Origin of the sequence: Sulfitobacter aestuariivivens, from assembly GCF_014763045.1 — a bacterium.
Lineage (GTDB): Bacteria > Pseudomonadota > Alphaproteobacteria > Rhodobacterales > Rhodobacteraceae > Sulfitobacter > Sulfitobacter aestuariivivens.
Genome location: NZ_JACTAG010000002.1, coordinates 416,172 through 435,601 on the forward strand (window position 1 = coordinate 416,172; position 19,430 = coordinate 435,601).

Annotated in this window: 27 protein-coding genes; 17 read left to right on the forward strand and 10 right to left on the reverse strand. The window is 60.9% G+C overall.

Annotation, left to right across the window (positions count from 1 at the left end; genetic code table 11):
* Positions 1-22: 22 nt before the first annotated feature.
* From rpoZ to folK, 3 genes are all read right to left on the reverse strand, one after another.
* A complete protein-coding gene (gene rpoZ / locus H9Q16_RS11810) occupies positions 23-376 on the reverse strand; it encodes a DNA-directed RNA polymerase subunit omega (protein WP_191075633.1) in 354 nt (117 codons plus the stop codon).
* A 262-nt stretch (positions 377-638) separates the two neighbouring features.
* A complete protein-coding gene (locus H9Q16_RS11815) occupies positions 639-1,526 on the reverse strand; it encodes a sulfotransferase domain-containing protein (RefSeq protein WP_191075634.1) in 888 nt (295 codons plus the stop codon).
* A gap of 108 nt (positions 1,527-1,634) precedes the next feature.
* Positions 1,635-2,243, reverse strand: a complete 609-nt coding sequence (gene folK / locus H9Q16_RS11820; RefSeq protein WP_191075635.1) for a 2-amino-4-hydroxy-6-hydroxymethyldihydropteridine diphosphokinase — start codon at positions 2,241-2,243, stop codon at positions 1,635-1,637.
* A 130-nt stretch (positions 2,244-2,373) separates the two neighbouring features.
* Here folK and H9Q16_RS11825 point away from each other — a divergent pair, with 130 nt between their 5' ends.
* From H9Q16_RS11825 to H9Q16_RS11865, 9 genes are all read left to right on the forward strand, one after another.
* On the forward strand, positions 2,374-2,928 hold the full coding sequence (locus H9Q16_RS11825; RefSeq protein WP_191075636.1) for a LabA-like NYN domain-containing protein: 555 nt from the start codon (positions 2,374-2,376) through the stop codon (positions 2,926-2,928).
* Positions 2,929-3,056: 128 nt separating this feature from the next.
* Positions 3,057-4,007 carry a 4-hydroxy-3-methylbut-2-enyl diphosphate reductase gene (gene ispH / locus H9Q16_RS11830; RefSeq protein ID WP_191075637.1) on the forward strand — a complete coding sequence of 317 codons (951 nt, stop codon included), beginning with the start codon at positions 3,057-3,059 and terminating at the stop codon, positions 4,005-4,007.
* A gap of 14 nt (positions 4,008-4,021) precedes the next feature.
* Positions 4,022-4,480, forward strand: coding sequence for a YdeI/OmpD-associated family protein (locus H9Q16_RS11835; RefSeq protein ID WP_191075638.1), 459 nt, complete (start codon positions 4,022-4,024; stop codon positions 4,478-4,480).
* Positions 4,477-5,091, forward strand: a complete 615-nt coding sequence (locus H9Q16_RS11840; RefSeq protein WP_191075639.1) for a LysE family translocator — start codon at positions 4,477-4,479, stop codon at positions 5,089-5,091. Before H9Q16_RS11835 ends, H9Q16_RS11840 begins: the two co-directional genes overlap by 4 nt.
* On the forward strand, positions 5,088-5,540 hold the full coding sequence (locus H9Q16_RS11845; RefSeq protein WP_191075640.1) for a DUF3429 domain-containing protein: 453 nt from the start codon (positions 5,088-5,090) through the stop codon (positions 5,538-5,540). The genes H9Q16_RS11840 and H9Q16_RS11845 overlap by 4 nt, the downstream gene beginning before the upstream one ends.
* Positions 5,537-6,130 (forward strand): class I SAM-dependent methyltransferase, encoded by a 594-nt coding sequence (locus H9Q16_RS11850; protein WP_191075641.1) that lies wholly within the window; start codon positions 5,537-5,539, stop codon positions 6,128-6,130. The genes H9Q16_RS11845 and H9Q16_RS11850 overlap by 4 nt, the downstream gene beginning before the upstream one ends.
* Positions 6,123-6,575 carry a ribonuclease HI gene (gene rnhA, locus H9Q16_RS11855; protein WP_191075642.1) on the forward strand — a complete coding sequence of 151 codons (453 nt, stop codon included), beginning with the start codon at positions 6,123-6,125 and terminating at the stop codon, positions 6,573-6,575. The genes H9Q16_RS11850 and rnhA overlap by 8 nt, the downstream gene beginning before the upstream one ends.
* A complete protein-coding gene (locus tag H9Q16_RS11860; RefSeq protein WP_191075643.1) occupies positions 6,572-6,973 on the forward strand; it encodes an NUDIX hydrolase in 402 nt (133 codons plus the stop codon). The genes rnhA and H9Q16_RS11860 overlap by 4 nt, the downstream gene beginning before the upstream one ends.
* A complete protein-coding gene (locus H9Q16_RS11865; RefSeq protein WP_191075644.1) occupies positions 6,970-7,593 on the forward strand; it encodes a TRIC cation channel family protein in 624 nt (207 codons plus the stop codon). The genes H9Q16_RS11860 and H9Q16_RS11865 overlap by 4 nt, the downstream gene beginning before the upstream one ends.
* A gap of 41 nt (positions 7,594-7,634) precedes the next feature.
* Here the strand turns inward: H9Q16_RS11865 and H9Q16_RS11870 are convergent, their stop codons facing one another.
* From H9Q16_RS11870 to def (H9Q16_RS11890), 5 genes are read right to left on the reverse strand one after another with little or no spacing between them, the layout of a single operon-like run.
* Complete coding sequence (locus H9Q16_RS11870; protein ID WP_191075645.1) at positions 7,635-7,871, reverse strand: hypothetical protein; 237 nt, start codon at positions 7,869-7,871, stop codon at positions 7,635-7,637.
* A gap of 4 nt (positions 7,872-7,875) precedes the next feature.
* On the reverse strand, positions 7,876-8,790 hold the full coding sequence (fmt, locus tag H9Q16_RS11875) for a methionyl-tRNA formyltransferase (RefSeq protein WP_191075646.1): 915 nt from the start codon (positions 8,788-8,790) through the stop codon (positions 7,876-7,878).
* A 27-nt stretch (positions 8,791-8,817) separates the two neighbouring features.
* Positions 8,818-9,315 carry a peptide deformylase gene (gene def / locus H9Q16_RS11880; protein WP_191075647.1) on the reverse strand — a complete coding sequence of 166 codons (498 nt, stop codon included), beginning with the start codon at positions 9,313-9,315 and terminating at the stop codon, positions 8,818-8,820.
* Complete coding sequence (gene def / locus H9Q16_RS11885; protein WP_191075648.1) at positions 9,312-9,809, reverse strand: peptide deformylase; 498 nt, start codon at positions 9,807-9,809, stop codon at positions 9,312-9,314. Before def (H9Q16_RS11885) ends, def (H9Q16_RS11880) begins: the two co-directional genes overlap by 4 nt.
* Positions 9,806-10,324: a peptide deformylase gene (gene def, locus H9Q16_RS11890; RefSeq protein WP_191075649.1), complete on the reverse strand. Its 519-nt coding sequence runs from the start codon at positions 10,322-10,324 to the stop codon at positions 9,806-9,808. The genes def (H9Q16_RS11885) and def (H9Q16_RS11890) overlap by 4 nt, the downstream gene beginning before the upstream one ends.
* Before the next feature lie 327 nt (positions 10,325-10,651).
* On the opposite strand from def (H9Q16_RS11890), the gene H9Q16_RS11895 reads away from it, so the two are divergent.
* The 4 genes from H9Q16_RS11895 to H9Q16_RS11910 all read left to right on the forward strand — a co-directional run bounded on the left by H9Q16_RS11895 (position 10,652) and on the right by H9Q16_RS11910 (position 14,244).
* Positions 10,652-11,851, forward strand: coding sequence for a hypothetical protein (locus H9Q16_RS11895; RefSeq protein ID WP_191075650.1), 1,200 nt, complete (start codon positions 10,652-10,654; stop codon positions 11,849-11,851).
* A 1-nt stretch (position 11,852) separates the two neighbouring features.
* Complete coding sequence (locus H9Q16_RS11900) at positions 11,853-12,134, forward strand: hypothetical protein (protein ID WP_191075651.1); 282 nt, start codon at positions 11,853-11,855, stop codon at positions 12,132-12,134.
* Positions 12,112-12,915, forward strand: coding sequence for a transporter substrate-binding domain-containing protein (locus H9Q16_RS11905; protein WP_191075652.1), 804 nt, complete (start codon positions 12,112-12,114; stop codon positions 12,913-12,915). Before H9Q16_RS11900 ends, H9Q16_RS11905 begins: the two co-directional genes overlap by 23 nt.
* A 153-nt stretch (positions 12,916-13,068) precedes the next feature.
* On the forward strand, positions 13,069-14,244 hold the full coding sequence (locus H9Q16_RS11910; RefSeq protein WP_191075653.1) for a MalY/PatB family protein: 1,176 nt from the start codon (positions 13,069-13,071) through the stop codon (positions 14,242-14,244).
* A gap of 7 nt (positions 14,245-14,251) precedes the next feature.
* Here the strand turns inward: H9Q16_RS11910 and H9Q16_RS11915 are convergent, their stop codons facing one another.
* Entirely contained in the window at positions 14,252-14,614 is a 363-nt protein-coding gene (locus H9Q16_RS11915; protein WP_191075654.1) for a hypothetical protein, read from the reverse strand.
* A gap of 175 nt (positions 14,615-14,789) precedes the next feature.
* On the opposite strand from H9Q16_RS11915, the gene H9Q16_RS11920 reads away from it, so the two are divergent.
* Positions 14,790-15,764, forward strand: coding sequence for a glutathione S-transferase family protein (locus H9Q16_RS11920; RefSeq protein ID WP_191075655.1), 975 nt, complete (start codon positions 14,790-14,792; stop codon positions 15,762-15,764).
* Here H9Q16_RS11920 and H9Q16_RS11925 read toward each other — a convergent pair whose 3' ends face one another.
* The gene (locus H9Q16_RS11925) at positions 15,765-16,142 is read right to left on the reverse strand and encodes a response regulator (protein ID WP_191075656.1); all 378 of its coding nucleotides are present in this window, start codon (positions 16,140-16,142) and stop codon (positions 15,765-15,767) included. It abuts the gene before it with no gap.
* 196 nt (positions 16,143-16,338) lie between these two features.
* Between H9Q16_RS11925 and H9Q16_RS11930 the strand changes: the two genes are divergently transcribed.
* Genes H9Q16_RS11930 through H9Q16_RS11940 form a run of 3 tightly spaced genes read left to right on the forward strand, consistent with a single transcriptional unit; the run spans position 16,339 to position 19,421 of the window.
* The gene (locus H9Q16_RS11930; RefSeq protein ID WP_191075657.1) at positions 16,339-17,328 is read left to right on the forward strand and encodes a threonine-phosphate decarboxylase; all 990 of its coding nucleotides are present in this window, start codon (positions 16,339-16,341) and stop codon (positions 17,326-17,328) included.
* Entirely contained in the window at positions 17,325-18,239 is a 915-nt protein-coding gene (gene cbiB, locus H9Q16_RS11935; protein WP_191075658.1) for an adenosylcobinamide-phosphate synthase CbiB, read from the forward strand. The genes H9Q16_RS11930 and cbiB overlap by 4 nt, the downstream gene beginning before the upstream one ends.
* Before the next feature lie 9 nt (positions 18,240-18,248).
* Entirely contained in the window at positions 18,249-19,421 is a 1,173-nt protein-coding gene (locus H9Q16_RS11940) for a lytic murein transglycosylase (protein ID WP_191075659.1), read from the forward strand.
* Positions 19,422-19,430: the final 9 nt, after the last annotated feature.

Consider the following 19,430-nt stretch of genomic DNA (forward strand, 5'->3'; position numbering starts at 1 on the left):
GTCAGCCTTTGCCTCTGGGGTGTTAGCCCTGCCCTTGTGCCGCCATCAACTGGCGCAGCAGCATTTCTTCGGACATGCTGTCTTCTTCGGGCTTGTCCTGCTCCGCCCCCATCAGAAGCGCCATGGCGTCCTCTTCGGGCTCGTCCACTTCGATCTGGGTCTGGTTGCTTTCAATCAGACGCTCGCGCAGATCATCCGCAGCTTGCGTTTCATCGGCAATCTCGCGCAATGACACTACAGGGTTCTTGTCGTTGTCACGATCGACCGTCACAGCGGAACCGGCAGAGATTTCGCGCGCCCTGTGGGCGGCGAGCATCACAAGCTCAAAACGGTTGGGAACCTTGTCGACGCAATCTTCAACGGTGACACGGGCCATGGGATGCTCCAATCAGTAACGGTCTGCCAGAAGTGTGCTACTTAGGCGGCTTTGGCACAGGATACAAGGGGTTTCCCGCAGGTTTGCGGGTGAAACCAGCTGGTCTGCAGATGCCGTTGCGGCGCCCCGCCGAACCGCTGGTTTCAAGGGGCCCACACGCGCCTGGCCGGACAATAGCCGGGGCCGGGCAGCAAGGCCGCATAAAGCCGGCCTTTCGCGGGCAGATGCTGGGCCGTCCTGCAGGTAAGACAGAACCGGTGCGTCAGGTTCGCGCGCGCCCCTCCGACCCATATTCAAGCCACATCCGATCCTCCGGCGTCAGCGCCTCATCCATCACCGCATCGTAATCGGCGCGTTCCTTGTCCGACAACACGCCCTGCCATTTCCCGCTGGTCCCACTGTGAAAAAACGCGGTGTCCGACTTCATGAACCCTTTGCCGCCCGATGGGGCAAACCGCGCCGCATTCGCCTTCATGTTTTCAAAGGTTGCGGCGCGGACCAGTTCTGCCATGACCGCATCGGAGTGGGAAATATCCAACAGATCAGCCAGCTTTGCGAATGTACCCGGCAGATCCTGCGTCATGTCTGCATAGTGAAAAAGCGATACATTGGGTCGATCCGCCAGCGTCTTGGCCGCTTTGTAGTGCCGCAGAATATGCGCAAGCGGCATTGCGTCGGTATCGAACCCTTCTGGTCCACCATCCAGGAATCGGCGATAGGTAATGCCGTCTGGGTCATCCTCAGGATACCACATGTCGAACATAGAGAGCGGAAGATTCCGCACATGCCTGCGAAAGGAAAAATGCGCATCAAGCGGGTGCCGAAACACACAGACATACTGCGCCTGATCATCCAGCGGCAGCCCATCCATGGGCGTGTGGCTTTTCATGCTGCGCCGATGGGTCATCGCATCCAGACGGGCAGCGACCTCGGACATCTCGCGAATGCGTATGTCGACCCAGGGCATCTTGAATGACAGCTCTGTCTCGATCTCGGGATCGGCAAAAAACAGCAGGGCCACAATGGTTTGCATCCAGGTCGTGCCACATTTTGGCGGCGTGACAACAATGACGTCGTCCGGGCGAATGTCGACCATATCCCACCGTCTGCTGTCCGTCAGCGGTCCGAGGTAAAGCTTGCGCGCGGTCATGTCTAAAATCCTCGACGTGGGGCATGCCACAGCAAAAGCGAGGCAACAGCAGAACGCAACGCAAAAGTCCCGGCGTGTCTTTCGGTGTCGATCTTCGCCTGCATAGCTTCAGATGGGCCTCACTGATTTAAGATCCTCCGCAGGAAGCGCTGTCAGCATCTCCTTAACGCTTGTACCCAGAACAGGATGCACCCACTCAGGCGCGACATCTGCCAACGGGACCAGTACAAACGCACGATCCTGCAACCGCGGATGTGGCAGGACCAACTGCTCAGGGCTGTCCCGCATCTGCTCTTCCAGTGGCAAACCGTGCCATAACCTATAGGTTTCCAGATCGGGCAATACCGCATCACCACACGCAATCATGTCCAGATCTAGGGTCCGCCCCGCCCAGCGCTTCGTTCGCACGCGCCCCATCATCGCCTCAACCTTGTGCAAGCGCTTCAACATCTCATCCGGCGCCCAGTTTGCGCTGATACTTGCCACTGCGTTTACATAGTCGGGTCCAGACCCCGGAGGAAACGCCGGGGTATGGTAGAATGCACTCGCGCCGCGAATCACCGCGCCGTCTGCAACAAGCCTCTCGAGCGCCGTTTTCAGCGTATCTTGGGGCGGTCCGGCTGATGACGTAAGGTTAGCACCAAGCGCAATTAGGTAATTGAAACCGTATTTGAGCGTCGAATTGCCGTTTTCCCCGTGACCTGGCTCTTGCAGCATGGTCAAAAATCCTTACTGGTGCACAACCGAGCGGGGCGACGGTAAAAAGTTGCAGAGTACACCCGCGCCTCCGGGTCTGAGTTAAAACCAAATTTATTGTATAGCGACGGCCCGCTGAAAGGACGACAAGATGTTTTACAAGGACGAGCGCCTCGCGCTCTTCATTGACGGCTCCAATTTGTATGCCGCCGCCAAAACCCTTGGGTTTGATATTGACTACAAACTTCTCAAACAGGAGTTCATGCGCCGGGGCAAGCTGTTGCGCGCCTTCTACTACACCGCGTTGCTCGAGAATGATGAATATTCACCCATCCGCCCCCTGGTCGACTGGCTGAACTACAATGGCTTTGCCATGGTGACCAAACCCGCCAAGGAATACACCGACAGCATGGGTCGCCGGAAGGTCAAGGGCAACATGGACATTGAACTGGCCGTCGATGCGATGGAACTGGCGCCGCGCGTCGATCACATTGTTATCTTCTCGGGCGACGGCGATTTCCGCCCGCTTGTGGAAAGCCTTCAGCGTCAGGGCGTGCGCGTATCCGTGGTCAGCACGATCCGAAGCCAGCCCCCCATGATCAGCGATGATCTGCGTCGCCAGGCCGATAATTTCATCGAGCTTGACGATCTGCGCGACGTCATCGGTCGCCCCCCGCGCGAGCCTCAGTCGTCCAACGACGACTAACGCGGTAAGCGGGCCTTGCCAGACATCTGCCGGACCGTCACCGCACGAGCCCGCCTGCGCGCTCAGGGGCTGGACCCGCGCGCCGCGAAGGCTTACCTCTCAGGCATCCCGTATTCCGGAGCCTGCACATGACCAAGCCGCCCCTGACCCTCTACCTTGCTGCCCCGCGCGGCTTCTGCGCCGGCGTGGACCGCGCCATCAAGATCGTCGAAATGGCGCTGGAGAAATGGGGGGCGCCTGTCTATGTCCGCCACGAGATCGTGCACAACAAGTTCGTGGTCGACGGGCTGCGCGACAATGGCGCGGTCTTTGTCAGCACGCTGGAGGATTGCCCCGACGACCGCCCGGTGATCTTTTCAGCGCACGGCGTGCCGAAATCCGTCCCCAGCGCCGCGCAGGCGCGCAATATGGTCTATGTCGATGCCACCTGCCCGCTGGTCAGCAAGGTCCATATCGAGGCGCAGCGCCATCATGACAACGGCCTGCAGATGGTGATGATTGGTCACGCGGGCCACCCTGAAACGCTGGGCACCATGGGCCAGTTGCCCGAAGGCGAGGTGCTGCTGGTCGAAACGCCCGACGATGTCGCCACGCTTGACGTGCGCGACCCCGAAAAACTGGCCTATGTCACCCAGACCACACTCAGCGTCGATGACACCGCCGAAGTGGTCGCAGCGCTGCAGGCCCGGTTCCCCGCAATTGTTGGCCCCCACAAGGAAGACATCTGCTACGCCACCACCAACCGCCAGGAAGCGGTCAAGGCGATGGCGCCAAAGTGCGACGCCATGCTGGTTGTGGGCGCCCCCAATTCGTCAAACTCCAAACGGCTGGTCGAGGTCGGCGCACGCGCGGGCTGCGCCTATGCGCAACTTGTCCAGCGCGCGACAGACATCGATTGGCGCGCGCTGGAAGGGATCACCAGCATGGGCATCACCGCAGGTGCCTCAGCCCCCGAAGTGCTGATCGACGAAGTCATCGACGCTTTTGAGGCACGCTATGACGTCACGCGCACATTGGTGGAAACCGCCAGGGAAAACGTGGAATTCAAGGTTCCCCGCGTCCTGCGCGAACCTGCCTGAAGGCACCCGCACCCATGCGCCCCTACATCACGTTTGACGCCCGGATCATCCCCATGGACTGGGGAAAATCGACTTACACGGTGCTGCCCCTGCCCGATGACATCCTTGTCGATCTGGGTGCGCCGAAACGGGTGGAGGGCGAGATCGCCGACGCCCCTGTGAATCTCGCCGTGACCCGCGCACCGGTGATCGAAACCGCGTTTCTCTATACCGGCAAGACCTTCCTCAAGGAGGCGGGTATCGACCCGGGCGACAGGGTGGAGGTCCGCCTGCGCGCCGCTGATCCGAACCAAGTCGACGAACCACCCGCCCTGACAACCGCTCTGCGCAGTGCCGCGCTGACACAGGAATGGCAGCGCTTGACCCCGGGCAAAAGGCGCGGTCTGATCGCGCCGATCAATGCAGCCCGCAGTCCAAAAACACAGGCCGCGCGGATCGCCCGTGTTCTTGCCGAGTTGAAAGGATCCCGATGATATCGCTCCAGTTCCTCTTGACCGCCCTTGTCGTCGTCATCGCCCCCGGCACCGGGGTCATCTACACGCTTGCGATGGGCCTTGGTCAGGGCCGCCGCGCAGCACTCTGGGCCGCCCTGGGCTGCACATTCGGCATTGTGCCCCACCTTGCCGCAGCCACTCTTGGGCTGGCGGCAATCCTGCATACATCCGCCGTCCTCTTTCAGGTGGTGAAATGGGCGGGCGTTGCCTATCTGCTCTATCTCGCATGGCAAATGCTGAAATCGGGTGGCGCACTGAATGTCACGGCACAAGGCACGCGCGAAAGCGGGTGGCGCACCGCACAGCGCGGGGCCCTTATCAACATCTTAAACCCCAAGCTGTCGATCTTCTTTCTGGCGTTGCTGCCTCCCTTTCTGTCCGGCACCCCGGCGACCGCAACCCTGGAAATGACCCTGCTTGGTGCGGTATTCATGGCCATGACATTTGGCGTCTTCGTCCTTTACGGTGTATTCGCCGCTGCCGCGCGGGCGCGCGTGCTAGGATCTGCCGGCGTCATGGCCGTACTCAACCGTAGCTTTGCCGCCATCTTTGCCGCCCTTGCTGGCCGACTGGCGTTGGAAAGGTCATGAGGCGCGTCCCGCCATCTGCCCTCCTGCTGGGCGCCGCAGGGTTGATCCCCTTTGTCTGGGCTGCACTGCTGGTGCTTGGCATCGGCACGCAACGCCCCCTGCCCCTGCCTGCCGTACTGACCGGCGACGGCCAGCTGATCCTGATCCGCTATGGCGGTATCATCCTTGCCTTCATGTCTGGCGTACTCTGGGGCTTTGCCACGACGCAAAGCGGCGGCAAGGCGGCCATCGGATATGCCTGCGCGACAATTCCCGCACTCTGGTGGTTCTTCATGCCGGGGGGGCAGGCTGCAACCGCACTGATCAACCTGATGACAGGATTTGCGGCGCTTTTGATCCTTGATTACGCCTTCCAGCGCTGGGAAATGGCCCCTGACTGGTGGATGTCCCTGCGCATTCCGCTGACGGCGGTTGTATTGATTTGTCTTGGCATAGGAGCATGGGCATGAGCGATCGCGAAACACTGGGGGTCTATGATGCCCAGGCCGACGATTACGAAAAGATGATGACCGAAGAGGCCGCGCGCGACGCGCGGATCGTTGAGTTCATCGCCGCCTGTCCCGCAGGGGCTCAGGTGCTGGACGTCGGCTGTGGCCCCGGCAACTACGCCCGCCTGATGGCGGACGCGGGCCTCAAGGTCACTGCCATCGATGGCTCTGCAGAAATGGCGCGCCGCGCCGATCTTTTGCCCGGGGTCTCCGCCCGCCACGGCTACTTCGAAGATATCGATGCGGAGAATGCTTATGATGGCATCTGGGCCAGCTTCAGCCTGCTCCACGCCCCCCGCGCCGACTTTCCCGGCCACCTTGCCCGCCTGCGCCGCGCCCTGCGCCCGGGTGGCGTGTTCTTTATCGGTATGAAAACTGGCACCGGTGAAGGCCGCGACGATCTGGGGCGGTTCTACACCTACTATACGCTGGAAGAGCTTGAGGATCATCTGCGCACCGCCGGTCTTACCCCCGCCGAAAACTGGACGGGCTACGGCAAGGGCCTTAGCGGGCAATATTCCGGCTGGGCGGTCATTCGCGCCGATGGCTGATCTTTTCGCCTACACCGATGGCGCGTGTTCCGGCAATCCCGGCCCCGGCGGCTGGGGCGCGCTGATGCGGGCCATGGAAGGTGAAAAGATCGTCAAGGAACGCGAACTGAAGGGGGGCGAGGCCCAGACCACCAACAACCGCATGGAACTTCTCGCCGCGATCAACGCGCTCGAAGCGCTTGAGCGGCCCTCGCGGATCACCATCGTCACCGACAGCAATTACGTGAAAAACGGGATCACATCGTGGATCTTCGGCTGGAAGAAGAACGGTTGGAAAAGCGCCTCCAAAAAGCCCGTGAAAAACGCCGAGTTGTGGCAGCGACTGGATGCGGCACAAGCGCGCCATGAGGTCACGTGGGAATGGGTCAAGGGCCACGCGGGCCACCCGGAAAACGAACGCGCCGACCAGCTGGCCCGCGACGGCATGAAACCCTTCAAACCATGACGCATGCGGTCTCTTGCCCGGTCGCCCTGCACCCGGACGGCGCCCCCCAGCGCCTGCCGATCCTTGCGCACCCTTCGGACGGGCTGCACCTGATCACCGGCCACATCCGTAACGGCGAACGGGCTGACGCCTCCGCCGCACGTGCGCTTTTTGAGCAAAGCGGGCTCGAAACCCGCGCGGCCCTTGTTTTGGGCCAGTCTGATGCAATCGTCGACGATGAACACTGGCATTTCGCGCTGTGCCGCATCGCCCCGCCGGTGCGCGCCCGCTGGCAGCACCCCTGCCCGGACGGGGGTGGGCAGCCCCATCGCTTTGAATGGATAACACTTGCGCAGGCACGCAGCACGCTCCAAGGCCCCTGTCAGCGCGCACTGAACTGGATCGAGGCCGCCCTGTGACACTGCTCAGCTTGCTTGACTACGCCTCTGTCCTGATTTTCGCGATCACGGGCGCGCTGGTGGCCAGCCGTGCGCAGCTTGATCTGGTGGGCTTTGCCTTTATCGCCTGCCTCACAGCGGTCGGCGGCGGCACCATCCGGGATGTGCTGCTGGACCGCAACCCGATTTTCTGGATCGCCAATCCCACATATCTCGCCGTTGGCGCTGGCGCTGCGCTGATCATCTTCTTCTCCGCACATCTGCTGGAAAGCCGCCTGCGCGCGCTGATCTGGCTGGACAGCTTTGCGCTCGCTGTGGCTGTGGCCGCGGGCGCTGGCGTGGCGATCTCGCTTGATCAATCCGCGGTGATCGTCATCCTGATGGGCATGATCACAGGCTGCATGGGCGGGCTGATGCGGGACGTGGTGGTTGGCGATGTGCCGGTTGTCCTCAAACAGGGGGAACTCTACGTCACCGCCGCCTTCGCCGGTGCCGCGACCACCATCGGCTGCGCTACCTACCTGACAGAAACGACAACGGCCCTGCTCATCGGCGCGGTCGTCACCTGGGTCCTGCGCGCAGGGTCGCTGCACTTCGGCTGGCACCTGCCTGTCTACAAAAGTGCTCCGCCAAAGACCTAAACAGCATCCCGCGCTTCATCTTTCCCGTAAACTCTGTCCCGTCATTTCCGCCAGTGAAACGGCACGATAATCAGCGCCCCGACAGAGGCGACGATCGCATTCACGCCAGGCGACGAAAACCCAATCCGAAACATCAGCGCGACAAAGTTAAACAAGAGCGCGCCGCCCACGCAAATGATGATGCTCTGCAGGATACCGTTGTGGGTAAAGTTGGTCTTTTCAGACAGATACCCGATGATCCCGGCGATCACGACGGTGCCGATCATGGTGGGAAACATCGCGTTATCCTTTGCTCAGATCAGTGCCGGGCACGATCTGCGCGCCACTTTGAAACACGCCCACATCCTGCGCTGCCTTGCCCGCCCGTTGCAACCGCGTAAGCTGAACCGCCCCGGTGCCACAGGCCACGCGCAGGTGGGCATCAATCACCTCGCCCGGCGCGCCAACTCCTTGCGCCAGCATAGAGCCAAGCACCTTGATCCTGTGCCCGTCCAGCATGAACCAGGCCCCCGGAAAGGGCGATAGTCCCCGGATCAAACGATCCACTTCTACCGCAGGGCGCGCCCAGTCGATCCGCGCCTCGGCCTTGTCGATCTTGGCAGCATAAGTGACGCCCGCGTCCGGTTGTGGCACTGGCGAAAGGTGCGCCAGATCGGCAAGCGTATCCACGATCGCGGTGGCACCGATGGCGCTCAGACGATCATGCAACTCAGCCGTGGTTTCAGCCGCGCCGATGGGCGTTTCGCGCCGCAGCAGAACCGGGCCAGTGTCAAGGCCGGCCTCCATCTGCATGATGCAAACCCCCGTCTGCGCATCCCCCGCCATGATCGCGCGATGGATGGGCGCCGCCCCCCGCCAGCGCGGCAAAAGGCTGGCGTGGATGTTCAGGCAGCCATGGGTAGGCGCATCCAGAACCGCCTGCGGCAGGATCAGACCATAGGCAACGACCACGGCGATATCTGCCTTGAGCGCCGCAAATTCGGCCTGGGCCTGTTCTGTCTTCAAGGATGCCGGATGCCGCACGGGCAACCCCAGCGCTTCTGCTTTCTGGTGCACAGGGCCAGGGCGATCCTTTTTCCCGCGCCCGGCGGGGCGCGGCGGCTGTGTATAGACGCAGGCAATGTCGTGCCCTGCCGCCACCAGCGCCTCAAGTGCCGGCACCGAAAAATCGGGTGTTCCCATGAAAATGATGCGCATCTGGTCCCCCTGACCGGGCAGGTTGCCCTAGCCCTTCACTTTCTTCGCGCGCCGCAGCAGCATGTCCCGCTTCACCTTGCTCAGACGGTCAAAGTACATCCGTCCCTGCAGATGATCGATCTGATGCTGCACGCTGGTGGCCTCAAGCCCGACGAAATCGCCCCGGTTCACCACACCGTTCTCATCGAGATACCGCACAGAGACAGCGCGCGGGCGCTTGATGCTGGCCGATACGCCCGGCAGATTGGGGCTGGCCTCTTCGTGTGTGCTCAGCTTGGCTGAACGTTCCAGGACCTCAGGGTTCGCCATGCGGATGCGCCGGTTGCGCGTTTCAGAGGCATCTACCACTGCCACCTGCAGCATCACGCCGATTTGCGGCGCGGCCAGCCCGACACCCGGCATGGCATCCATCGTCTCGATCATATCCTCCCAAAGCGTTCGGATCTCATCAGTGATCTCAGACACAGGCTCTGCCGCTGTGCGCAGGCGGTTGTCGGGCCAGGGGATGAATCGGCGAACGGTCATTGCGCCTGATATTCTGCGATCTTGGCCGCGCGGGTTTCACCGTCAAGATGATCAAAGGTCACGACCCCATCCAGATGATCAAGCTCGTGCTGCGCGCAAGCGGCAGCGAACCCTTCGAAACTTTGCACATACCGCGCCCCGTTCAGGCCGGTCCAGACCATCTGCACCTGCGCGGGCCGCGAAACATCGGCGCTGACCCCGGGGATCGACAGGCACCCTTCGGCATGGGTCGCGCGGTCTTCGCTGACCTCTTGCAACATCGGGTTGATGCAGACAAGCGGGTCGGATTTGCCCTCTTTCCAGCCCGTGTCCATCACGAACATCCTTTCCAGTACCCCGACCTGAGGCGCCGCCAACCCCCGACCCGGTGCCGCGTACATCGTTTCCAGCATATCATTGGCCAAGGCCTCGATCCGGGGCGTGATGTCCGTCACCGGCGCACAGGTCTCGGCAAGGCGCGGATCAGGCCAGCGCAAAATCTCAAGAACGCTCATCCGCGCGCCAACTCACGCTTCAGCTTGACCATCTTGCGGGTCATCATCTGCCGTTTGAGGGGCTTGAGGTAATCAATAAAAAGCCTGCCATCCAGGTGGTCGATCTCGTGCTGAACACAGGTCGCCCAGAGGCCATCAAAGGTTTCGGTCTGTTCATTACCGTCACGATCCATCCAGCGCACGTCCACCCCCTCGGGCCGGGTGACATCGGCGTAAAGATCCGGCAGCGACAGGCAGCCTTCCTCGTACGTGTTTAGTTCATCAGAGGCAGCGACTACCTCAGGGTTGAACATGACCAGCGGCCGCGGCTCCGCGCCCTCTTCCTTGACGCAATCCAGCACGATCAGCCGCTCCAGCACCCCGATCTGCGGTGCCGCAAGGCCGATACCCGGTGCGGCATACATCGTTGACAGCATGTCATCGGCAAGGTTGCGCCTTTCGTCCGTGATATCGGACACAGGCGCGCTTGCCTTTTTCAGGCGCGGGTCTGGGTGCAAGAGGATCGTTCGTTTCATGCGCCTGATTTAGGGGATGACGCGGGCAGGGGCAACACGTCAGCACCTCCGGCGTCTGCACCCAAAACTCCACTCTGGGTGGAAAATTCTTCCTATACGGGCGCTTTCGTGATAGAGTTAATCTATTCATTGACGAATTTGAGGGGATGCCGCTGTGCCGACAGACCTGTTTGCGATTGTATTTGCCAGCTTTTTTCAGCTTCCGGGCGGTGCCACACCCTGCGCTGAACCACGCCTTGCCGATGGCGATGTGCTCTTTTGCTGCACCCTGAGCAACGGAATGAAGTGCTGTGCCCAGACGAAAAACGACGAGGGGGAAATCAGCGGATGCAACTGCGTGGAATAGCATGCGCGCTTGCCCTTGTGCTTGTGGGTCAACCCGCCATAGCGCAAGATGCGGTCAAGGTGGTGGGCAAGCTGCATGAGCCGGGCGTGAACGCCCCCGCTTTCGACAGCCCCCGTGTCGACGTCTATGTCCTGAGCGATAAAACCGACCTGCCTTCGGACGACCTGATCGTCGATGAAGACAGCAGCGATCTGTCCCCGCCGGACTATGATTTTTCCACCCGTTTCAAAGCCGACAACGTGCGCAACAACTATGTCATGGTCGTGGCCTCAGCGAATGGATACTTCCCCGTCACCCCTGACAACAGGATCGGCCCCCGTATCCGCCGCATCCGCAACGACATGATCGGTCAGGACATCGAAATGGGCGTGGCTCTCAAGCGCCGGTCGGTGCTGGCCGAACTCTACCGCAGCGAGACGAACAGCATCCTGCGCGATGCACAGCCCACCCCGGAAACCTTTGAACGCGCTATGAAATCAGCGGCCAATGCCGTTGAGATCGACCCAAGGCTCGACAATTACCTGATGGCCCTCAAGGTCACCAGCCGTGCCCTGTCGCGCGGCGAGACATTCAATGGCCTGGTGGCCTCGCGCACCGATATCCAGGCGCTTGGCAACTTCGACGGACTGCCCAAAAACGAACAATGGCGTATCCAGTCAGAACTGTTGGCCACCTTGATGCGGGTGCCACAGCTCGACATGCCGCTGACCCGCACCGATACCGCCGCAGAGCTTGCCATCCGGCTCGGGGACGAGATGATCGCATCACTGGACTTTTCCGACCCCCAGGACACCGCCTTGCCTGTGACACGCATCTTTCACACCCTCTCGGTGCTGCACAGTGAACAAAAAGATTGCCAGTCGCTGATCGACAACAATGAACGTGCCCTGTCCCACGCCGAAGCGCTCAGCAGCAACTGGGCAAGTCAGCGCGCTTTGTACCTATCTTGGGCGGATTGTCTGGAAGAGCTTAGCGGCGGCGCAGGGCAGACCGACCGATCAGCCGACGCCTATATCAGCGAAACCGCCGGAAACCCATTCCTGAAACAACAATGGACACGGTTTTCCAGATCCGCCGACCGCATCCGCGCCCAGCTGAACTTTGCCACCAATAGCCAAGACCAACGCCTCAAAGAGCTGGTGCAGACCGCCCAGCTGATCACCGACGCAGAGGAGCCTTAGAATGCCAGTCGAAGTCCGACCATCCCACGTAGGGCTGGATATCAAAAGCAAACGGTTCGTGGTCTATATGGCCGTCATCGTCAGCTCTATCATTGCCCTGCTGGTCATCTGCGTTGTCGCGATCATGCCGCTGATCTGGCCCGAGTATAAGTCACCCGAAACGCTGAATAACTGGGGCGGGCTGATCATCGGTTTTTACTTCGGGTCTTTCATCTCACTGCTCAAGGATTGGTCGCGCGAGAGCGTCGAGGTTATTCAAAGTGAAGACAATCGCACGCCTTAGCCTGCTGCTCACCATGGCGCTATGCGCCCGGGCGGCCCTGGCCGACCCCATCGTGCTGCCCTTTGACCCCGAGTACCCGCCGATGTCCGTCGCCACCGATGCGGCCCCTGAAGGGTTCGACATTGTCGTTGCGACAGAAATTGCCCGCGAACTAGGCGGCGAGCCAACCTTTGTACCGAGCGACTTCAACACGATCCAAGGCGACGGCTGGCCCGATGAATGGGCGTTCACCGTCTCTTCCACATCGCGCTCCACCGATCGCGAAGAACGGTTTCACTTTGTCGGGCCCTATTACTTTGCCGCTGTCGTTCTGGTGAAATTGGCAAGCGATGCGGCAACCGTTGACCCCGATGATCCGTTCAATCTGCCCGCAGGTGCCCGTATCGGCGTCTGCGACGGGTGCATCTACAAGGCTTTCGTCGAAGGGAACTACCTCTCGGACGGTGAAGACGTGGACCCACCGCTGGGCGATGTCGAGGTCTTGACCTATGCCTTCGAAACCGATGTCCTGCGCGCGCTTGTCGGCGACACCGATCAGCCCGTCGACTACGCGATCACCTCCGCTGCATTCGCCCAGCATTTCCGCAATCTGGGCTTTCCCCTCGAACAGGTTGGCCCGCCCCTGTTTGTGGAGCCCTTGTGGATCACGCAGCCCCTGCGCGCCCCGACAACAGAACGCGCCGCCCTCGAAGAGGCCTTTCGGCGTGTCGCAGGGGCCGGTACGATCTCGCAGGCTTCTCGCGACTTTCTCGGCGGCGATTTCTCAGCACCTGTCGACTAGCCCCGCGATCTGGACCCATCCCCATCAATAAACACGTCTTTCCCGCGCGTGCTAAGCGATCAGATCCCGCACGGGCTGGTTTTTCTTGGTTGGCACTTTAGGTATCGTGTCAAGTCAACTAGCGTGCGCCGAAATCAACTGCAGGATACCCGAATGCCATCCCAATTCGACGAAATCATTGATCGCCGTGAGAGCCATTGCGCCAAGTGGGACAAGATGGAAGCCATCTATGGCGTGCCACGTGATCAGGGGATCGCGATGTGGGTCGCCGACATGGATTTCCGTCCGCCTGACGTCGTGCGCGACGCCCTGCAGGGCATGGTGGACCATGGATTTTACGGATATTTCGGGGATGACAGCAAATACCTTGCCGCGATCCAATGGTGGTCAGAGCACCGGCACGGCTGGGCCGTCGACGCAGACTGGGTTTTCACGACCCACGGCCTCGTCAATGGCACAGCGATGTGTCTCGACGCCTTTACCGCGCCCGGCGACGGCGTTGTGCTGTTCACGCCCGTTTATCACGCCTTCGCAAAGGTGATCAGGGCTGCAGGGCGCACTGTGGTCGAATGCGAGATGATCAACAATGCCGGGCGGTATGAATTGGATTTCGAAAGCTGGGATGCCCAGCTGGACGGCTCTGAGACGATGTTGGTCTTTTGCTCCCCGCATAATCCCGGCGGCCGCGTCTGGACACGTGAAGAACTGCAGGGGGTCGCGGACTTTGCAAAGCGCCACGATCTGATCCTTGTCTCGGACGAGATTCACAACGATCTGGTCATGCCCGGCCATAAACATACGCCCATGGCCCTGATCGATGGTATCACGGACCGACTTGTCATGATGACTGCCGCAACCAAGACGTTCAGCATTGCGGGGGCGCATGTTGGCAATGTCATCATTGAAGACCCCGATCTGCGCGCAAGGTTCAGCACCCGCTTGGCCGCAATGGGGTCGTCCCCCAACTCCTTTGGTCTCTTCATGGTCACGGCTGCCTATTCGCCAGATGGGGCAGCCTGGGTCGATGAACTGGTCACCTATCTGGATGGCAACCGACGGCTTTTTGATGATGCGATTGCGGCGATCCCCGGGATCACATCAATGCCCCTGCAAGCGACCTATCTGTCATGGGTCGATTTTGAGGGCACAGGCATGACGCGCGACGAATTCACCAGACGCGTCGAAAAGGACGCCAAGATCGCCGTCAATCACGGCCCGACATTCGGCAAGGGCGGCGACAGTTTCCTGCGCTTCAACATCGCTACACCCCGCGCACTGGTCGAGGACGCCTGCGACCGGCTGACAAACGCCTTTTCAGATTTGCAGTAAGCGCGCCCTAGGTCGAAGCGTCTGGCGCTTCGATCAGGCCCACCGGGGCATTGGCAGCGCGCTCGTAATCAAACGCGGCGCGGTCGGTGACCGGTGTGGCACGTTTGAATTCGTACAGCATCTCGCCCGCGTCTTCCTCATTGGCCATGATCAGGCATTGGAATAGGTGATTGGCCCCATCGTAAAGATCGACCAGCCCGCGCAAATGCGGCGCATCCTCTACCGCGATAGCAAAGCCGGTCTTCCACATGCGGTGCACCGGATAGATCTTTCCATCCAGGTCGATTCGCAAACGCGACGACGCCCGCATGCCAGCAACGCGCGCCGCATCCAGACCTTCTTGTATCTCTTTCGAAAGCACGGTTTCCATAGCATTTTCCCATAGCAGCGCAGACTAGGCTGACGTCTAGCGTACTGAAATCAAGTTAAATTATTGCGACAGCCACCTTTTGTGCATTTGCGCAGGGTCGTTCTGCGATGCGCGCCGATAGGCGATGGCATCCAAATGCCCTAGATGTACCCCTGTTACGCAAAAGGAGGACAAGATGGGCCTATTGGTGGACGGCAAATGGCAAGACCAGTGGTATGACACAAAATCCACAGACGGGGCGTTCAAACGCTCCGAAGCACAGTTTCGCAATTGGCTCACAGCGGACGGCGGTCCTGGCCCGGACGGGCAAAAGGGGTTCAAAGCCGAATCGGGGCGCTATCACCTTTATGTCAGCCTTGCCTGCCCTTGGGCACACCGCACCCTGATCTTCCGGCAACTCAAGGACTTGGCCGACCACATCGATGTGTCTGTTGTGCACCCCGACATGCTGGGCGACGGCTGGACATTTGATGATGATTTCGCCGGGGCTACCGGCGACCGGCTGCATGGCCTGCCCTTCGCCCGCGACATCTATACCCGCGCCGACCCGACGTTCACGGGCCGCGTCACCGTGCCGATCCTCTGGGACACCGAAACCCAGACCATCGTGTCCAACGAAAGCTCTGAAATCATCCGGATGTTCAACACCGCCTTCGACGGCATCACCGGCAACACCGACGATTACTGGCCCGCCGAAAAACACGCCGAAATCGACCGGATCAATGCCCGCGTCTATGACACGCTCAACAACGGCGTCTACAAATGCGGGTTTGCCACGTCGCAGTCTGCCTATGACGCCGCCGTGCACCCCCTCTTTGACACGCTTGATTGGCTCGAGGATATCCTGTCGCAAAACCGCTACCTGACCGGCAACACCGTGACCGAAGCCGACTGGCGGCTTTTCCCAACGCTGGTACGCTTTGACCCGGTCTATCACCTGCATTTCAAATGTAATCGCAGGCGGATCATCGACTACCCGAACCTCTGGGCCTACACCCGCGAACTTTATCAATGGCCCGGTGTGTCACAGACGGTGAATTTCGATCACTTCGTGCGGCACTATCACTACAGCCACGACAGCATCAATCCGCACCGGATCGTACCGATCAACCCGGTGCTCGATTTTGACGCACCACACGGGCGCGGCTGATCACCCAGTGGTATGGTGTGCTTCGGCACCGTAATGTTCGACCATCGCGGCAAGGTCTTCAGGCGGCGTCTCTGCCGTCACAAATGCCCGTGCGTTGGCGGAATGCGCAAATATTGATCCGTCCGAGAAAAATGTGGTGCTGGTCACAAAGATCACCCGCGCATCGGGGTGGCGGTAGTTGGCATAATCCGCCACAGCCAGCGCGGCACCATCCTCCAACACCAGATCAAGAATGATGATGTCGATGGCGTGCGAGGCCAAATAGGCCGTGGCCGCATCCTGCGTGCCGACACGGGCCACACAGTTGCCCTGTCGCTCCAGATGGCGCTGCCAGATCTCACCAAGCTCCGAGCGGCTTTCGACAATCAATACGTTCATCTCGGCCTCCCGGGACAAGACGGTGGAAACGGGTTTGTGGCGTCATGCCACGGCAATCAAATGCAAATCCTAATAAGAACTAAACTCTAGAGCAAAAAGATTAACATAAGTTAATCCACTTGAACATGCGGCGTAATTCCGCTTTGTGCGATGGATCGAAAGGGCGCAAGCCTGCTCTATCTGCGGAACTCGGGTGATGCACAAAGGGATAAAAACGCGCGATCATGGCGGCGGGCTGGATACCGCTGTTGCCGAATTTGGCGGCGTTCGCGCGGATTGGCTTGACCTGTCGACCGGTATCAACCCCGTGCCCTATCCCCTGCCCGACCTGCCCGCCTCAAGCTGGACCGCCCTGCCCGACCGCGCGGCCATGAACCGCCTGCTGTCTGCCGCGCGCCTGTTCTGGAATGTCCCCGACAGCGCGCAAATCGTTGCCGCCCCCGGTGCATCGGCCATCATCGCGCGCCTGCCCTACCTGACCGACCGTACCGCACGCGCCTACATTCCCGGCCCCACCTACAATGAACACGCGGCTGCCGTTCAGGCGACCGGGACCATGCAACTGACCGATGATCCCGACAATGCGCTGATGCACACCTATGTGCATCCCAACAATCCCGACGGAAGGCTATGGGCGGCAAGGCACATGGGCGGGCGCCCCCTCACCGTCATTGACGAAAGCTTTTGCGATGTCTGCCCCGAAAACAGTCTTGTACATTTGACCCAAGACAAAAGGATTGTGGTCCTGAAAAGCTTTGGCAAATTCTGGGGTCTGGCGGGCTTGCGGCTGGGCTTTGCCATCGCCCATCCGCAGACCTTGTCGCCCGAAATCCAGAACACGCCCACACCGTCCCTGCACGATCACCTTGGCCCCTGGGCAGTCTCTGGTCCAGCGTTGGAAGTGGGCGCTCAGGCACTTGAAAACCACGCTTGGGCAGAAGAGACCCGCGACCGGCTGACCGCAGATGCCGCGCGTCTGGACCGGATTGTGACCGGGCACGGGGCGGAGCTGGTCGGCGGCACCACGCTCTTCAGGCTCTATAAGGTGCCCGATGCAAAAGCATGGCAGGACCGTCTGGCGCGCCACCACATCTGGACACGTATCTTTCCCTATTCACGGACCTGGCTGCGTCTGGGTCTGCCAGACCACACCGGCTGGGACAGACTGGAAGCGGCGCTGGCATGAGTACCGCCGCTGTTCTCTTCTGCGCGCTGCTGCTTGATGCCGTGATGGGCGAACCGCGATGGCTTTGGGATCGCGTGCCGCACCCTGCCGTGCTGATGGGGCGGCTCATTGGCTGGTGCGATGCCCACTACAACAGCGGCAAGGACCGCCGGGCGATGGGCATCGCCGTGGTGATCGCGCTGGTGATCCTCGGGGGCGTTCTGGGCAGTGTCCTGCGCCTTTTCGGGCCGGTGATCGCTGTTATTGTCGTTGCGATATTGCTGGCGCAGCGCTCGCTGGTGGATCACGTACGTGCGGTGGCGGATGGGCTGCGCCAATCCCTGCCGCAGGGCCGGCGCGCCGTTGCAATGATCGTCAGCCGCGACACCGCCGATATGCCCGCCGACAGTGTCGCGCGGTCTGCCATCGAAAGTGCCGCCGAAAACCTCAGCGACGGGGTGATCGCCCCCGCGTTCTGGTTCCTCGTCGGCGGTCTGCCCGGCATCGTCATCTACAAACTCATCAACACCGCCGACAGCATGATTGGCTATCGTACCCCCCGGCATGCAGAATTCGGCTGGGCCGCCGCGCGGCTTGACGACCTCCTGAACTGGATCCCCGCACGCCTGACCGCTGCGCTGATCGCCCTGCCCGGCGGCGTGTTGGGCCAGTGGTCTGCGATCCGTGAGGACGCCGCCCTGCACCGCTCACCCAACGCAGGCTGGCCCGAAGCCGCCATGGCGCGCAGCATTGGTGTGGCACTTGCCGGGCCGCGCGCTTATGATGGGAAATTGCAGCAATTTGCATGGGTCAATGGCACGGGGGCGCGTGTCATAGGCCCACCCGCAATTGATGCAGCCATCACCCGCCTCTGGCAGACATGGGGGGTGATGCTGATCTTAACCGTCCTTTTGGGTCTGCTAAGCTGGTAGGAATCTTGTATGCGCTCCATCCTTTTTGCTGTGACCTTGGCCACAGCGCCTATTGCCGCCCTCGCTGAAACGCCCTGTGGCGGCGCATTCAGCAGCTTTGTCAATGATCTCAAGGCAGAAGCCGTCGCTGACGGGATCTCTTCTGAGACCGCCGACCGCTTCTTTGCCGGCGTGCGTCAGGATCCAGCCGTGCTGCGCGCAGACCGCAAACAGGGTGTTTTTCAGATACCCTTTGTCGATTTTTCGCGTCGGCTGATCTCCAATGACCGTATCGCGCGGGGTCGCGCCAATGGCCGCGCGTATGACGCCATATTCGACCGGATCGAGGCAACCTACGGCGTCAGCCGCGGCGTGTTGCTGGCGTTCTGGGCGTTTGAAACCGACTACGGCAGCTTTCAGGGCGATTTCAACACCGCCGATGCGCTAGTAACCCTGTCCCACGATTGCCGCCGACCCGAACTTTTCCGCCCCCAGGTCTTTGCCGCGCTTGAGCTTTTCGCAAAGGGCGAATTCGACCCGCGCCGCACGACCGGCGCCTGGGCCGGAGAGATCGGCATGGTACAGATGCTGCCCCGCGACATCCTCGAAAACGGGGTCGACGGCGATGGCGATGGCAAGGTATCCCTGAAAACCTCTGCCCCCGACGCGCTGATGTCGGGCGGCAAGATGCTGAAAAGCCTCGGCTGGCGCGCGGGTGAGCCATGGATTGCCGAAGTCGACGTACCCGCCGATTTCGACTGGTCACTGACCGGGCTTGAGACGACCAAGCCCACCTCGGAATGGCGCGCGCTTGGTGTCTCTCCCCGCAACGGCCCGCTGGCGGGTGGGCTCGAGGCCTCCTTGCTGATCCCCCAAGGCCGCAAAGGGCCGGCCTTCATCGCCTATCCCAATTTCCGCGTCTACTTCGACTGGAACCAAAGCTTCACATACGTCATGACCGCTGCCTATTTCGCAACCCGGCTCGAAGGGGCCAAGGTCTATGATGCCGGGAATCCTGACACCGGCCTGGACGGGGACCAGATGAAAGCGCTGCAAACAAAGCTGCAGGCAGCCGGATATGACGTAGGTGATATTGATGGCATCCTCGGCGCCCGCAGCCGGGCTGCCGTACGGGCAGAACAGGCTCGTCTTGGCATGGCCGTCGATGGCTGGCCCACGCCTGAACTGCTCGGCAAACTATAGGAGGCGAAA